13 protein-coding genes are annotated in these 14,271 nt (G+C 40.1%); 1 reads left to right on the top strand and 12 read right to left on the bottom strand.

All coding sequences use genetic code 11. The features are described from left to right. Positions 1-31: 31 nt before the first annotated feature. From B8983_RS10255 to ndk, 12 genes are all read right to left on the bottom strand, one after another. The gene (locus tag B8983_RS10255) at positions 32-1,198 is read right to left on the bottom strand and encodes an ATP phosphoribosyltransferase regulatory subunit (RefSeq protein WP_084284246.1); all 1,167 of its coding nucleotides are present in this window, start codon (positions 1,196-1,198) and stop codon (positions 32-34) included. 15 nt (positions 1,199-1,213) lie between these two features. Beyond that, a complete protein-coding gene (hflC, locus tag B8983_RS10250; RefSeq protein ID WP_084284244.1) occupies positions 1,214-2,083 on the bottom strand; it encodes a protease modulator HflC in 870 nt (289 codons plus the stop codon). Between the two features lie 8 nt (positions 2,084-2,091). Continuing rightward, on the bottom strand, positions 2,092-3,627 hold the full coding sequence (hflK, locus tag B8983_RS10245) for an FtsH protease activity modulator HflK (RefSeq protein ID WP_234987007.1): 1,536 nt from the start codon (positions 3,625-3,627) through the stop codon (positions 2,092-2,094). A gap of 39 nt (positions 3,628-3,666) precedes the next feature. Beyond that, positions 3,667-4,830, bottom strand: coding sequence for a GTPase HflX (gene hflX / locus B8983_RS10240; RefSeq protein ID WP_234987006.1), 1,164 nt, complete (start codon positions 4,828-4,830; stop codon positions 3,667-3,669). A 76-nt stretch (positions 4,831-4,906) separates the two neighbouring features. Then, positions 4,907-5,149 (bottom strand): RNA chaperone Hfq, encoded by a 243-nt coding sequence (hfq, locus tag B8983_RS10235; RefSeq protein ID WP_084284238.1) that lies wholly within the window; start codon positions 5,147-5,149, stop codon positions 4,907-4,909. Between the two features lie 135 nt (positions 5,150-5,284). Then, on the bottom strand, positions 5,285-6,619 hold the full coding sequence (gene der / locus B8983_RS10230) for a ribosome biogenesis GTPase Der (RefSeq protein WP_084284234.1): 1,335 nt from the start codon (positions 6,617-6,619) through the stop codon (positions 5,285-5,287). 519 nt (positions 6,620-7,138) lie between these two features. Continuing rightward, positions 7,139-8,281, bottom strand: coding sequence for an outer membrane protein assembly factor BamB (bamB, locus tag B8983_RS10225; RefSeq protein WP_084284229.1), 1,143 nt, complete (start codon positions 8,279-8,281; stop codon positions 7,139-7,141). After that, positions 8,281-8,988, bottom strand: a complete 708-nt coding sequence (locus B8983_RS10220) for a YfgM family protein (protein ID WP_084284227.1) — start codon at positions 8,986-8,988, stop codon at positions 8,281-8,283. The genes bamB and B8983_RS10220 overlap by 1 nt, the downstream gene beginning before the upstream one ends. Before the next feature lie 32 nt (positions 8,989-9,020). After that, positions 9,021-10,286, bottom strand: coding sequence for a histidine--tRNA ligase (hisS, locus tag B8983_RS10215; RefSeq protein ID WP_234987019.1), 1,266 nt, complete (start codon positions 10,284-10,286; stop codon positions 9,021-9,023). A 93-nt stretch (positions 10,287-10,379) separates the two neighbouring features. Then, positions 10,380-11,639 (bottom strand): flavodoxin-dependent (E)-4-hydroxy-3-methylbut-2-enyl-diphosphate synthase, encoded by a 1,260-nt coding sequence (gene ispG / locus B8983_RS10210; protein WP_084284223.1) that lies wholly within the window; start codon positions 11,637-11,639, stop codon positions 10,380-10,382. Between the two features lie 11 nt (positions 11,640-11,650). Then, positions 11,651-12,799, bottom strand: coding sequence for a dual-specificity RNA methyltransferase RlmN (gene rlmN / locus B8983_RS10205; RefSeq protein ID WP_084284220.1), 1,149 nt, complete (start codon positions 12,797-12,799; stop codon positions 11,651-11,653). A 3-nt stretch (positions 12,800-12,802) separates the two neighbouring features. Then, on the bottom strand, positions 12,803-13,228 hold the full coding sequence (gene ndk / locus B8983_RS10200) for a nucleoside-diphosphate kinase (protein ID WP_084284216.1): 426 nt from the start codon (positions 13,226-13,228) through the stop codon (positions 12,803-12,805). 213 nt (positions 13,229-13,441) lie between these two features. On the opposite strand from ndk, the gene B8983_RS10195 reads away from it, so the two are divergent. Beyond that, positions 13,442-14,140 (top strand): Bax inhibitor-1 family protein, encoded by a 699-nt coding sequence (locus tag B8983_RS10195; protein WP_084284208.1) that lies wholly within the window; start codon positions 13,442-13,444, stop codon positions 14,138-14,140. The last annotated feature ends 131 nt before the right edge of the window (positions 14,141-14,271 follow it).

The raw sequence follows: 14,271 nt of genomic DNA, 5'->3' as shown, positions 1-14,271 counted from the left end.
AATGTTACATTTTACTGTGTTGTACCGCTCATTAGATAGAAACTACTTTCCACTGATCATCTACGAGCACTAGTTTTCGATCAAACTCATAAATTGACTCTGAATTTAACTCATTTGGAAATAATTGAATAACAACCTCTCCAGAGTTTCTTAGCTCACTAATTGCCTGCCTTAAGTCATGACGATTATCCCAAGGTGCTTGAATAGCCTTTAGCACAAATTCCAATTTCGACACATTGCTAAGTGCAAACAAATCTAAAGAGAAACCGGTGGCTGGACGCTTCCTACCAAACGCACTTCCAACCTGATCATATCGACCACCTCTGGCAATAGCGACTGGGTAATCCGCCACATAAGCTGCACACATGAGGCCCGTGTGATACTGAAAGCCATCCAAATCAGCCAAATCAATATTTAACTGAGTTTCAGGTCGAATTTGATGAATCGTCTGACAAAACTGCTCTAAAGCACTCATCGCATCTTGGAAGGCAGAAGTATTGGGCAAGGCCTTACGAGCACGTTCAATCACACTAAATGCTTCACCACTCAAATCTAGCAAAGAAATCAAAGTTGTAAAGTTAGCTTCAGGCCAGTTGGCACAAAGAGCTTGAAGTAATTTTTTATTTTTTGCTTGTAATGCACCATAGAGCGATTGAATATCATCGGCTGACATAGCCACATTCTCTAATAATGCTTTAAGAATCCCAGCGTGACTTAAATCCAAGGTAATTGTGCCTACATTGGCGCAATTTAAAGCATCTAACATCAGAGATAGAATTTCAATGTCAGCTTCAATCCCTTGATGACCGTATATCTCAGCACCAATCTGTAACTGCTCTCGAGAGAAAATACCCGGCACAACTTTCGTCTGTAGAGTAGTACCTGCATAACAAAGTCGACTTACCCCAGACTGATTAAGAATATGAGCATCAATTCTCGCGACTTGAGTGGTCATATCTGTCCGAAGGCCCATCGTTCTTCCCGACAACTGGTCAACCAATTTAAAAATTTGGATATCCATATCACTACCTCCAGCTGTTAATAGAGACTCTAAGTACTCTAACACTGGGGGAATTATTAATTGATAGCCATAGGATTTAAATACGCCAAGTAGAGTAGCTCTTAGGAACTCTACTTTAAAAGCTTCGGAGGGCAAAACATCAGAGATGTTCTCGGGAAGTAACCAACGATTCGTCATTAGATTAAAGTTTTATTATTTATTTTTTTTCATGAATTTTAAAAATTCATTGTTCGGCTCAAGTACCATGATGTCTTTTTTATCATTAAAAGTATTTCTATAAGCTTCTAAGGATCGATAAAACTGAGCAAATTGAGGATCACGATTAAACGCTTCATTATAAATTGCATTCGCCTTTGCATCCCCTTCACCCTTGATCTTTTGAGCCTCACGATAAGCTTGGGCAAGAATGACATCTCTCTGGCGTTCTGCATCTGCCCTAATCTTCTCGGATTCAGCTGCTCCAGTCGAGCGTAACTCATTTGCCACCCTCTTGCGCTCAGCTTCCATACGGCGATAAACGGAGTCACTAATTTCAGCTAGTAGGTCCACACGCTTGAGTCGAACATCAACGATCTCAATACCAATTTCACGAGTATCTTCAATTACTTTTTTCTTAATGCCTTGCATCACTTGTTCGCGTTGCTCGGAAATTAGTTCACGCACAGTTCGCTTTGTAAACTCCTCGTTCAGTGCAGATTTAACCAATTGCGATAATCTATCTTGCGCTAATCTTTCATCACCTTTAAAACTAATGAAGAATTTTCTGGGATCAACAATGCGCCATTTGACATAAGAATCAACTAAGAGATTTTTCTTTTCAGAGGTAATGAATCTCTCTGCCTCAGGGTTATCAATCGTCATAATACGACGATCGAAAAACAAGACATTCTGTAAAGGAGATGGTAGCTTAAGACTTAAACCCGGTTCTTCAATAACGCGTTTAATTTCACCAAAGGCAAACACAACAGCATACTTACGTTGATCCACAACAAACATCATGGAATTAATTAAATACAGTACGCCCAATAAAAGAGCTGAAATCGGAAATAGTTTCTGGTTCATTTTTTATCTCAATTTCTCTCACGATTGCGAAAAAGATCGCGTTTATCTGAATTTAGATTGCCTGGCACAGCAGGTAAACTTCCTGAGGATGGATTATTAGCTGAGTTCAGAGGAACTGTCACAGACCCACTTGGTGGTTGAACAGCTGAATTCGGATTTAATGTACTAGGTCCAGTTGGAACAACAGTATCACGTGGGCTTACCTGTTGAATCAACTTATCAAGTGGTAGGTATAACAATTGATTACTTGAGCGGGTATCAACAATGACTTTCGTCACACTTTGATAAATTTGTTGCATGACGTCAATGTACATTCTGTCACGGGTAATTTGTGGAGCTTTAGCGTATTCCGCATAGATTTGTTTAAATCTAGATGCATCACCTTCAGCAGTTGCAACTACTTTTGCTTTGTAACCCTCAGCCTCTTCAATTAAGCGTCCTGCAGCACCCTTGGCGCGTGGCACGATATCGTTTGCATAAGCTTGGCCTTCATTTTTTTGACGTTCTTGATCTTGACCTGCTTTTACAGCATCATCAAAAGAAGCTTGAACTTGCTCAGGCGGTTGCACATTTTGAACGTTAACACTGGTAATAAAGATACCAGCTTTGTAACTGTCTAAAATTGCTTGAATAGAACTAGCTAAATCTATACCAATACGTTCTCTACCAACGTATAAAACGTCATCCATCTTACTTTTACCGACTATTTCACGGATTGAAGTTTCTGCAGCCTGAACCACTGCAGCATCTGGATCTCGATTCAAGAATAAATAGTCAGTTGGATCTTTTAATCGATACTGAACCGCAAATTTGACGTCAATAATATTTTCATCTTCGGTCAACATTGAAGAGTCTTTTAAATTAGTCGCCTGAATCACAAATGATCTGCCAATTTCTACAGATCGGACATTCGACACATTCACAATCTCATGCGATTGAATTGGATAAGGGACTCTCCAGTTAATACCGGGACGGGTAGTATATTTATATTTACCAAACTGCAAAACAATGCCAGCTTGACCTTCCTGAACGATAAAAATCCCACTAAACATCCACACCACAAAAATACCTAAGAGCACGATCCCTGCACCGAGTTTAGGGAAGATTAGATTAGGCTTTTGACCATTTTTATTAGAGTTATTGATATTTCGCTTAATCCAATCTTGCGCTTTATTACCAATATCTTTCTGATTATTATTTGAATAATTTTGACTTAAAGGCTCAGATCGAGGGGCCTCTGGCTTAGAGTCGCTAACACTATTCGTTGGCTTTTGATTTTTACTGCCAAACATACTACCAAGCTTACGATTAAATTCATTCCACAACTCGTCTAAATCAGGTGGTCCATCCTCGGGACGTTGATTTGATTTCGAGTCGTTATTGGGCTTAGTCGCTTTAGGGGGATTGGATGAATCAGTAGATTGTCCATTGTCCCCCTTATTAGAATCGTTCTCTTGACTCAATAAGGGCAACTGGGGTTTTACTTGCATAAATCTGAACAAGGCCCACAAAAATTGGTTACGTAGCAATAGTATTTTATTCATCAAAGATTCATTTAATTTTTCGTTAAAAGACCACATTATTTATACATCTCTAGGCAGGATGCCCTTACCCAATTCACTGAGGTCATTAAAGTAATCCGCTTCAGCAGGCCTACTTTCCAAAACCTCTGACGCTTCAGCTTCATTTTCCATTAAATCGCTATTAAATGTGATTTTATCAGTGTCTTTAGAAAATTGACTCAGCACATTCCTTAATAATTCTATTCCATCTCCATTTTGAGCGGATAAGTAAATACTAGATACCCTACCATCTTTGTGGTATCTAATTTCAGGTTCACGCCCCACATATTTAGGCAACAGATCAATCTTATTCATCACTAAGATAGTTGGTATCTCACTAGCACCAATCTCCTCTAGAACTTTATTTACCTCTAAGATTTGTTCTTCCCGCACTGGGCTGGCAGAGTCAACCACATGAAGCAGCAAATCCGCATGGACAGTTTCATCTAGGGTGGCCCTAAAAGCCTCCACTAATTGATGAGGTAACTCTCGAATGAAACCAACCGTATCAGAGATGACGGCATTGCCATAATCCGGCAAATAAATTCTTCTAGTCGTAGTGTCAAGGGTTGCAAACAACTGATCAGCGGCATAAGTGCCGGCTTTCGTTAAGGCATTAAAAACAGTAGACTTTCCAGCGTTGGTATAACCAACTAGGGAAATTGAAAAGACATCTCGCTTCATTCTGGAGCGTCTTTGGTTAGCTTGCTGCTTTTGTAATTTTGAAAGTTCTACGGAAAGTCTTTTAAACCGATTCTCGAGCATTCGTCGGTCTAATTCCATTTGAGTTTCACCCGGTCCACCACGTAAACCAATACCGCCCTTTTGTCGCTCTAGATGGCTCCAAGCCTTGACTAATCTCGACATACGATATTTGACGTTGGCTAATTCAACCTGAACTTTACCAATATGGCTTTTTGCTCTTTGAGCAAAAATGTCCAAAATCAAGCCAGTTCGATCGATCACATGGTGACCCAAGGTTCTTTCGAGATTTCTTTGTTGGGCTGGCGATAATGGATCATTGAAGATAGCTATCTCCAAATCGTGCATTTCCATTAATTCTTTAATTTCGGAGGCTTTACCAGAACCGATAAATAAGGCAGGATCAGGCTTTTGGCGTTTAGTGATAACGCTTTCTACAGGAGCAGAACCAGCTGTCTGAGTTAAAAGTTTTAACTCAGACATACTCTCAGGAAAATTATCTTGACCTGAATCAACGCCAACGATTACTGCCCTGACGTTTTCAGTCTGTCGTGGTGTACTAACTTGAAACTTCCTCGTCGGGACGGAACGTTACAGATTTAGCCGGAACAATTGTCGAAATGGCATGTTTGTAAACCATTTGTGTAACTGTATTTCTCAACAGGATCACGTATTGATCGAATGAATCGATGTTTCCTTGGAGTTTAATACCGTTAACTAAGTAAATAGAAACTGGAATGTGTTCTTTGCGCAATGCATTCAGAAATGGGTCTTGGAGGAGTTGGCCTTTATTAGTAAGCATATTGCCTTCTTATAGTTATTTATTGTTAAATTATTTTATTATTTTAAGAGATTGCTCAAGTGTTACAAAAAAAATTTCCATGTCATTGTCGCAATTTAACGATGAGTAATCTTTGGTTCGATGATAAACCAATTTTTAATGAGATTCAAGAAATGGATTCTTACTGGATCGGAATTCAATCCTCAACGGAGTCCCTCTTAATTTAAATTCTTCTCGATAACGCCCCTCAAGATAGCGCTTATAACTATCTGTGACACCCTCCAAGCCGTTACCATGAATAATAACAATCGGTGGGTTTGAGCCACCTTGATGAGCATATCTCAGCTTAGGACGGAATCGACCAACTCTTTTCGGTTGCTGATACTCAACGGCATCCATCATGATTCGGGTTAATTTAGGTGTTGGCATTTTCACCATTGCAGCACCAAATGCCAAATCAACGTCCTTAAATAACTCTTTCAAACCAAACCCTTTGATTGCTGAAATAGTATGGACATTTGCAAAGTCCAAGAATCGTAATTTTCTAGCGATATCGTTTCGACAGGTTTCTTTTTGATGTGCGTCTAGACCATCCCATTTGTTAATTGCAACAACTAATGCCCTACCAGCTTCAACAATAAACCCAGCAATATGGGCATCTTGTTCAGAAATATCCTGTTGAGCATCCAACATCAGTATCACCACATTACAGTCAGCAATCGCTTGCAAAGTTTTAACTACTGAAAATTTCTCGATAGCCTCAAAAATTTTGCCTCTTTTTCTTAGGCCAGCTGTATCAATTAAGGTATAAGGCTTGTTACCTCTGACAAATGGGATTTCAATCGCATCTCTCGTTGTCCCAGGCATATCGAATGCAATCACGCGCTCTTCGCCCAGCAATGTGTTAATTAAAGTAGATTTACCCACATTCGGACGACCAACAACCGCAATCCTGGTTGATCGATCTTTTTCTTGCACTTCATCATCTGGTTCAGGTATTTTTAGGGCATCAAGCGCTTCATCCAACATCGCTCTGACACCATCACCGTGAGCAGATGAAATTGCGATTGGCTCACCGAGTCCAAGTTCAAAGAAGTCCGAGGCAACCACATTCGCAGACATGCCTTCAGCTTTATTGACTGCCAAAATAATTGGTCTACTCGTTTTTCTTAAAAAATCAGCAATCACTCGATCTTGCGGAGCAAGTCCCAAACGTCCATCTACTAAAAAAACGACAATATCGGCTTCAACAACCGCCTGTTTAGTTTGTTTAGCCATTTCGGCCAAAATACCAGTTTTAGCAATTGGTTCAAAGCCACCAGTATCAATACAAATAAATTCTCTATCCCCTAAACGACCATTACCATAATGCCGATCTCTAGTCAGTCCAGAAAAATCCGCTACTATCGCGTCCCTCGATCTAGTTAAACGGTTAAATAAAGTTGATTTACCAACATTGGGACGACCTACAATTGCGATAACTGGTTTCATCAAATGGTGCGAGAAATCCAGTCCTTTTGGGCTGGAAGGGATAGCACGGCTTGCATTGCAAGCCCTTTTTCTCGACTACGTTAGCTATCTTGGTTAAACAAGTACCCATAACCATCTGCACTCTGAATTACCTTGCAGTGCTTATGTGATATACCTTGAATCACTACCATTTTTGGTCGTGATATTAAAACTAGCCGACTCTCAAATAGCAACCTTGCCAAAATAAGAGCCTATCTTTTTACCTTAAATAACTTCGGCTTTCACCTAACCTCCAGTTTGGATGCTTTTGACCATCTATTGACGTCGGCAATAAGCTCTAGCACATCCACAACTTTTTCATTTTGTACTAGCTTAAGCACCACGTCCAGAACATTGAAGGAATAGAGCTGGCTGTTGCCAAATTGGTCACAGATTGAATCTCTGCAATGCCAGCTAAGGTATCAACAGTTTTATGTACTAAGTGTTCTAAACACAGCAATCCTAACAGTTGTTCTCGCCAGTTCCGTCCTTGAAGATGATTTATTGAATCCTGTAAGCCGCTAAAGTTCCACCTTTAGATTGAACGATGATTAAACCGTTTGTCGGGACTGGAGGAGCTTCAATAGGGGTACTATCTACTCTAACTCTTCCTAAAATATTACCATTGTCTTGTCCAAACAGGTGTAAATATCCTTCTGCATCACCAGCAAGAATAACTTTTCCAACAGCTAAAGGCTCTCCAAGATCTCTCCAGACAAGCTTTTCATTCCGCCATAACTCCTGACCATTTAAGGCATTAAATCCGGTTAAGTATGATTTATCATTAACGGCAAAAACAGCATCTGCACTCTGCGTAGTTCCACTGTAGCTAGAAAAATCCTTCGTCCAACTCATCGCAGCATTCTTAATTTCTCCACAGCCAATTTTGCCTTGGTAAGAAACGGCACACATCCTAGATCCAAGCAAGGTTGGTTTAGCAGCAACATCACTTAAACGCTCTATCTCAGACGCACCTTTGGGTGGCGCTAATAAACTTTCCCAAATTAAATTTCCATTTGATAAAGCAAGTAAACCAAACTTACCGCCGGAAAAACCTGTAAAGATCACCTCATTATTGATGGAGCCCATACTGTAGCTTGCTCTCAAGCTTAAAGTAGATTGACCACGTTGATTCACCCACTTACGTTTACCGGTTGAGGCATCAAGCGCTATAAAGCGATTATCAACGGTTCTAATCACGACCATACCAGCCACAACCAATGGCTCAGTAAGGACCTCGGTAGCAACGCTAGTATCCCAAAGGGGCTTGCCCGTCATTGCGTCAAAGGCATAAATAGTCCCCTTAATCGACGGAATAACCACAATTTTGCCATCCGAGCCAGGTCCTGCAGATAAAGTCTCTTTGACGTTTACTTGCCATAAAGATTGGCCATTTTGACTATTAAATTTATAAACCTCACCTGCGGTTGCAGCGGTGTAAATTGCATTACCAACCAATACCGGCTTAAAGTTGTATGGTTGTGACTTACCGATTGATACCGACCAAACTTTTTGCAAGTTGATTGGATTGGCGATTGGCGTGAGTTCAGCTGCCAACCTACGCTTGCTACCAGAGCATGAGCTTAAGGCAACTGTAATTAGCAACAAACTCAGTACACAACTAAAACTCTTCAAAAATTTCATTAAAACCCACCTAAACTATCAATTTTTACTTTTAACAAGCGTTGACTTTCACCAGGATTTCTCTTTTCCATTTCTTTCGTCATGGTATCTAACTCTTTCAAACCAGCCTGCTTTGCTTTTTGAGTATCGAGTAACTCCCAACTCTGAAGATATGCCTTTTTAGCCTCATCAGTCTTATTTTGAACGAGGAATAAGTCACCTTGCCTTTCAGCAGCAAGAGCTTCATATCCAGGGGCTACTTTTTTCTTTAAAAGTTCACTCGCCTTCACCATTGAACCATCATCCTTTTGATCGATCAAAATAGCAACTAACCTCAATCTTGCTAAAGACTGGAAACTCGAGCTTTTAGCTTTTTCTTCTACCCAACGCAATTGGGTACTAGCTTGCTCAACATCACCAACGCTATAAGCCAAATTCGCAGCTACCAATCCGGCCATAGCTGAATAAGTGGTTTGGGCATAATTTTGCTCTAAGCTTTGTGCTTTTTTAAGAACCTCAGGGAAGTCAGATTTGGTCGCAGCTAAGACTAGCTCCTCATACTGCTGAGATGCTTCAAGGGCTACACTTTCTTGATGTTTTTGATAAAACCAATACGCACCATAACCAATGAGGGCAATTAAGATACCAACAGCAAGCCAACGACCATAGTTAACCCAAAAGGATTTTAAATTGGCTAACTGTTCTTGTTCTTCTAAATCTAAATGCATAACAATTTCTTTCGTTGATATTCCAAATTTCTTTAATCATTCTCTGAAACAATGGCATCAATTACTTGGTCAAGTAATTCTTCCATCGGATAACTAGATTGATTGCCGCTTCTTCTTAAATCCTTTAATAAGAAAGAATTTGCTTCTAACTCATTTTCACCAATAATCAATGCAAAGAGCGCTCCACTTGCATCCGCTTTTTTCATTTGTGACTTAAAACTGCTTACTTTGCCATCAGGACTAGCGTGCACCATAACATCGACACCAGCAGAGCGCAACACCTCTGCACCAACCATCGCCGGAATAATTGTTTTGCCGCCTGAGTGAACAACATAGACATCGCATTGTGTTGTCTGCTCATCTGTCAGGCCTTGTTCCTTCATAAGCTCAACAATTCTTTCAATTCCCATCGCCCAACCACATGCAGGTGCCGGTTTACCACCCATACGCTCAATTAAGGGATCATATCTTCCACCACCGGCAACAGTTCCTTGAGCACCTAATTGATCAGTAATCCATTCAAATACTGTTAGATTGTAATAGTCTAAGCCCCTTACCAATCTAGGGTTAATTTTAAAAACAATATTATTGGCTTTTAAGATTTGTTGTAACTGTTCAAAATGGGCTAGAGATTCCTCGCCAAGGAAATTGATTAATTGAGGAGCAAGTTCTACCAACTCCTGCATTGATGGATTTTTTGTGTCTAAGATTCGTAGAGGATTTAACTTTAGACGGCGAACTGAATCTTCATCAAGTAAAGAAATATTGCTTTCAAAATAGGTAACTAAGGCTTGTCGATGTGCGAGTCTCTCTGACTCATTACCTAATGAATTGATTTCAAGTCGCAATCCAGAAATACCAAGGTCATCCCATAAGCGTTGACACATCAAAATAATCTCAGCGTCAATTTCTGGTCCAGCAAATCCTAAAGCCTCAATACCGAACTGATGAAACTGACGGTAACGCCCTCTTTGTGGTCGCTCATGCCGAAACATCGGGCCTATATAGTAAAGTCGGCGTGGACCATCATATAAAAGATTATTTTCAACACATGCGCGCACAACTGCTGCCGTTCCCTCTGGCCTTAAAGTAAGTTGCTCACCATTTAAACGATCTTCAAAAGAATACATTTCTTTTTCTACGATATCAGTTACTTCGCCAATCCCCCTAAGAAATACTCCGGTATGCTCCAGAATTGGAGTACGAATATTTTGGTAACCATAGGTTTTTGCAAGTCCAATGAGACTTCTTTCTAACTTTTCCCAAATGTAGGAATCTGGGGGTAAAAGATCATTCATGCCTTTTACACCAACTAATTTAGAAATTTTTACTGGAGCTTTCTTGATTGGCTCAGGAGCATTTGGAATCAAATCTGACATTCTATCTAACTATTAAATATTTTTAGGTGTGTATCTTTGTTGTACGTATTCTTGAACAATTTGTTGAAACTCACCAATAATGTTATCGCCTCGGAGAGTCTTCGCTTTTTGCCCATCGATAAAGACAGGGGCTGAAGGCGTCTCACCCGTACCCGGCAAACTGATACCAATGTCAGCATGTTTGCTTTCACCTGGACCATTTACTATACACCCCATCACTGCAACGCTCATGGATTCAACGCCTGGGAAATCTTTTTTCCACAATGGCATTTGATTTCTGAGATAGGACTGAATCTCAGATGCTAAATGTTGAAAATACGTACTAGTTGTTCTTCCACATCCAGGACATGCAATGACCATCGGCGTAAAATGACGTAAATTCATTGTCTGTAAAATTTCTTGAGCAACAATCACTTCATTATCTCGTGATGCCCCAGGCTCTGGTGTCAAAGAAATACGAATCGTATCACCAATGCCCTCTTGCAAAAGAACACTAAGTGCTGCTGTGGATGCAACGATACCTTTACTGCCGATACCCGCCTCGGTTAGCCCCAAATGAAGTGGATTGTCACAACGATTAGAAAGCTCTCTATAAACACTAATTAAATCTTGCACTGCGCTGACCTTACAGGAAAGAATAATTTGGCTTAAGGGCATACCAATTTCGACTGCTTTTTGAGTAGACTGCAAAGCAGACTGAATCAGGGCCTCTACCATAATTTCCCGTGAATCTTTAGGGGTGGCAAGTGCAGCATTTGCATCCATCAATTGAGCTAACAAGTCTTGATCAAGACTCCCCCAATTGACTCCAATTCGAATTGGCTTCTCATAGCGAATAGCCGCCTCAATCATCTGAGAAAACTGAATATCTCTCTTTGCGCCTTTTCCAACATTACCTGGGTTGATTCTATATTTTGAGAGCGCTTTAGCACAATCGGGATAATCTTTTAATAAAGTATGACCGTTGTAATGAAAATCTCCAATTAAGGGAACTTTCACATCCATCTTGTCTAACTGCTCACGAATATAAGGAACAGCCGCAGCAGCCTCCGGGGTATTCACTGTAATACGAACAAGTTCCGAGCCAGCTCGCGCTAACTCTTTGACCTGAATAGCTGTACCAACCGCATCCACCGTATCCGTATTGGTCATGGATTGCACACGAATAGGAGCATCTCCACCAATGGTGACGATGTTATCTCCCCAAGAAACGACTGCTTGCTGAGTCTTTTTTCTAATATAGTTGGTTAATTGCAAACTTGAATCACTCATATCAATTAAGTTTATTTTTTTTCCATCCAACGAATTTCACGTTGGGCTAAATTCGTACGATCTTGCACCTCACCTGCTAACTGTCCACAAGCAGCATCGATATCATCGCCACGTGTCTTACGAACTGTAGTGACCATTTTGGCATCTAAAAGTATCTTTGCAAACTGTTCAATTCGAGGTCTTGTTGACTGTTTTAAACCAGACCCCTCAAACGGATTAAACGGAATTAAATTAATCTTACATTTAATTGATTTTAATAACTGAATTAATTCATATGCATGCTTATCTGTATCGTTTACCCCATCAAGCATACAGTACTCAAAAGTTAAAAAATCTCTGGGCGCAAACTCCAAATAACGGCGACAAGAATCCAATAAAACGGCTAATGGATATTTGCGATTAATGGGGACTAACTCATTTCTTAATGCATCATTCGGTGCATGTAAAGAAACGGCTAAAGCCACAGGTAGATCCTGAGATAGCTTATCTATAAATGGCACAACCCCAGATGTTGATAGAGTGACGCGTCTTCTGGAAAGGCCGTAAGCATTGTCATCTAACATCAACTTCATTGCACCTAAAACAGGTTCGTAATTCAATAAGGGCTCACCCATGCCCATCATGACAACATTGGAAATAACCCTTCCATCCAAGTGTTCCAAGGGCGTTTTATCGTATGCATCAATTCTTTTAATCGATTTCGGGTCATTTTTGAGATGATGTTCAGCAAACCATAACTGGCCAATAATTTCAGCAACCGTTAGGTTTCTCGAGAACCCCTGCTTGCCAGTGGAACAAAATCTACAATTAACAGCACATCCAGCCTGCGAAGAAATGCAAAGTGTTCCTCGGTCCTCTTCCGGAATATAGACCATTTCAACCGCGTTACCTTCACCAACATCTAGTAACCATTTGCGGGTGCCATCAGAGGCAGTTTGATCTGAAATAACTGGTAGAGATTTGATTTCAACAATGTCTTCCAGCTGTGAGCGAAAAGTCTTCGCTAAGTCGCTCATTTGATGGATATCAGAAACTCCGCGTTGATGAATCCAACGCATGAGTTGTTTAGCTCTGAAAGGTTTTTCGTTCAGGCCGGCAATAAAGCTTGCCAGCCTGTCCCCGTCAAGATTGAGAAGATTAATACGGGGCTTATTGGTCATCAATTAACGTGTATAAACTTGCATGCCTGGGAAAAAGAAGGCAATTTCAGCTGCAGCAGTATCTGCACCATCAGAACCATGAACAGCATTAGCATCAATGCTTTGTGCGAAATCAGCACGAATAGTACCTTTTTCAGCTTTAGATGGATCTGTAGCGCCCATTAATTCACGGTTTGTCAAAATTGCATTTTCACCTTCTAATGCCTGAATCATTACAGGACCAGAAATCATAAAACTTACCAAATCTTTGAAGAAAGGACGCTCTTTGTGAACTGCATAAAACTGACCAGCTTCTACCTCAGATAAATGAACCATCTTTGCAGCAATCACTTTTAAACCTGCATTTTCGAAGCGACTATAAATTTGTCCGATTACATTTTTTGCAACTGCATCTGGTTTAATAATTGAAAGTGTTCTTTCGATTGCCATGGAAAAGCTCCTGATAAATGATAAAAAACATATTATACCTAGTTAATCAGTTAAAACCCTTACAAAAGAATTAAACTAAATGACAAGTAGATGATTTTCATGTTGATCACTCAAAAAAATAGGGTTTTTAATTAAACCCACACTTGAAATCTGAAATTATGCCTATAATTAATTATCAAGTGTATATAACCACTTTTTTAGGAGAATAATCAAATGAGTGAATTAAATAGTTTTGGTTACAGCAGTCGTGGTGGCTTGTCGGATGCTATTTCACGTAATCGTGTGTTGCGCAATACATTTGCCTTATTAGCCCTTTCAATGTTACCTACGATGCTAGGTGCTTGGATTGGAGTAACAACAGGGTTTTCGTTCTTTAGATCAAGCCCGCTAATGGGAATGGTTATCTTCATGGCAGTAGCATTTGCCTTCTTCTGGGGTATTGAGAAAAACAAAAACTCTGGTACTGGCGTCTTACTGCTACTAGGCTTTACTTTCTTTATGGGATTGATGTTAACTGGATTACTCACCCATACACTTCAATTCCGCAATGGCGGTCAACTAATCATGATGGCCTTTGGGTCCACTGCCCTAATTTTATTTGGTATGGCTAGCTGGGCTGCAACTTCAAAATCAAATTTCGAAGGCCTTGGAAAATGGTTGTTTATTGGCGTAGTGTTGATGATTCTTGCCTCCGTAGCTAACATCTTCCTACAAATTCCAGCTTTAATGCTAACTATTATGGTTTTTGCTGTGGGAATTTTCTCAGCATTTATTTTGGTTGATGTGCAAAGAATCGTGAACGGTGGCGAAACAAACTATGTAATGGCAACTTTGTCTATTTACTTAAATGTTTATAACATCTTCACAAATCTCCTAGCTATTTTCGGCATTGTCGGTGGCGACAGAGATTAATTGATTAGATAACAAGACCTCCAACTAAAAAAGCTGCCTTCTGAACTGACCCATAAAAGTTGGACAGTTTAATTAGGATAGCAGAAGGGATTGATTTCGGTAATTAACCGGACTCAATCCCTTTAACTTTT

It is taken from the genome of Polynucleobacter kasalickyi, from assembly GCF_900176405.1.
GTDB lineage: Bacteria > Pseudomonadota > Gammaproteobacteria > Burkholderiales > Burkholderiaceae > Polynucleobacter > Polynucleobacter kasalickyi.
The sequence above is the reverse complement of the archived record's forward strand: the minus strand, read 5'-3'. Positions and strand labels throughout refer to the sequence as shown.

What these genes read in the sequence shown, in the direction of transcription:
- hflX (WP_234987006.1), bottom strand. Translation starts at nt 4,830, where the DNA reads ATGTCTGAGTTAAAACTTTTAACTCAGACAGCTGGTTCTGCTCCTGTA.
- B8983_RS10255 (WP_084284246.1), bottom strand. Translation starts at nt 1,198, where the DNA reads ATGACGAATCGTTGGTTACTTCCCGAGAACATCTCTGATGTTTTGCCC.
- B8983_RS10220 (WP_084284227.1), bottom strand. Translation starts at nt 8,988, where the DNA reads ATGCATTTAGATTTAGAAGAACAAGAACAGTTAGCCAATTTAAAATCC.
- rlmN (WP_084284220.1), bottom strand. Translation starts at nt 12,799, where the DNA reads ATGACCAATAAGCCCCGTATTAATCTTCTCAATCTTGACGGGGACAGG.
- hisS (WP_234987019.1), bottom strand. Translation starts at nt 10,286, where the DNA reads ATGAATGATCTTTTACCCCCAGATTCCTACATTTGGGAAAAGTTAGAA.
- hflC (WP_084284244.1), bottom strand. Translation starts at nt 2,083, where the DNA reads ATGAACCAGAAACTATTTCCGATTTCAGCTCTTTTATTGGGCGTACTG.
- der (WP_084284234.1), bottom strand. Translation starts at nt 6,619, where the DNA reads ATGAAACCAGTTATCGCAATTGTAGGTCGTCCCAATGTTGGTAAATCA.
- ispG (WP_084284223.1), bottom strand. Translation starts at nt 11,639, where the DNA reads ATGAGTGATTCAAGTTTGCAATTAACCAACTATATTAGAAAAAAGACT.
- bamB (WP_084284229.1), bottom strand. Translation starts at nt 8,281, where the DNA reads ATGAAATTTTTGAAGAGTTTTAGTTGTGTACTGAGTTTGTTGCTAATT.
- B8983_RS10195 (WP_084284208.1), top strand. Translation starts at nt 13,442, where the DNA reads ATGAGTGAATTAAATAGTTTTGGTTACAGCAGTCGTGGTGGCTTGTCG.
- ndk (WP_084284216.1), bottom strand. Translation starts at nt 13,228, where the DNA reads ATGGCAATCGAAAGAACACTTTCAATTATTAAACCAGATGCAGTTGCA.
- hfq (WP_084284238.1), bottom strand. Translation starts at nt 5,149, where the DNA reads ATGCTTACTAATAAAGGCCAACTCCTCCAAGACCCATTTCTGAATGCA.
- hflK (WP_234987007.1), bottom strand. Translation starts at nt 3,627, where the DNA reads ATGAATAAAATACTATTGCTACGTAACCAATTTTTGTGGGCCTTGTTC.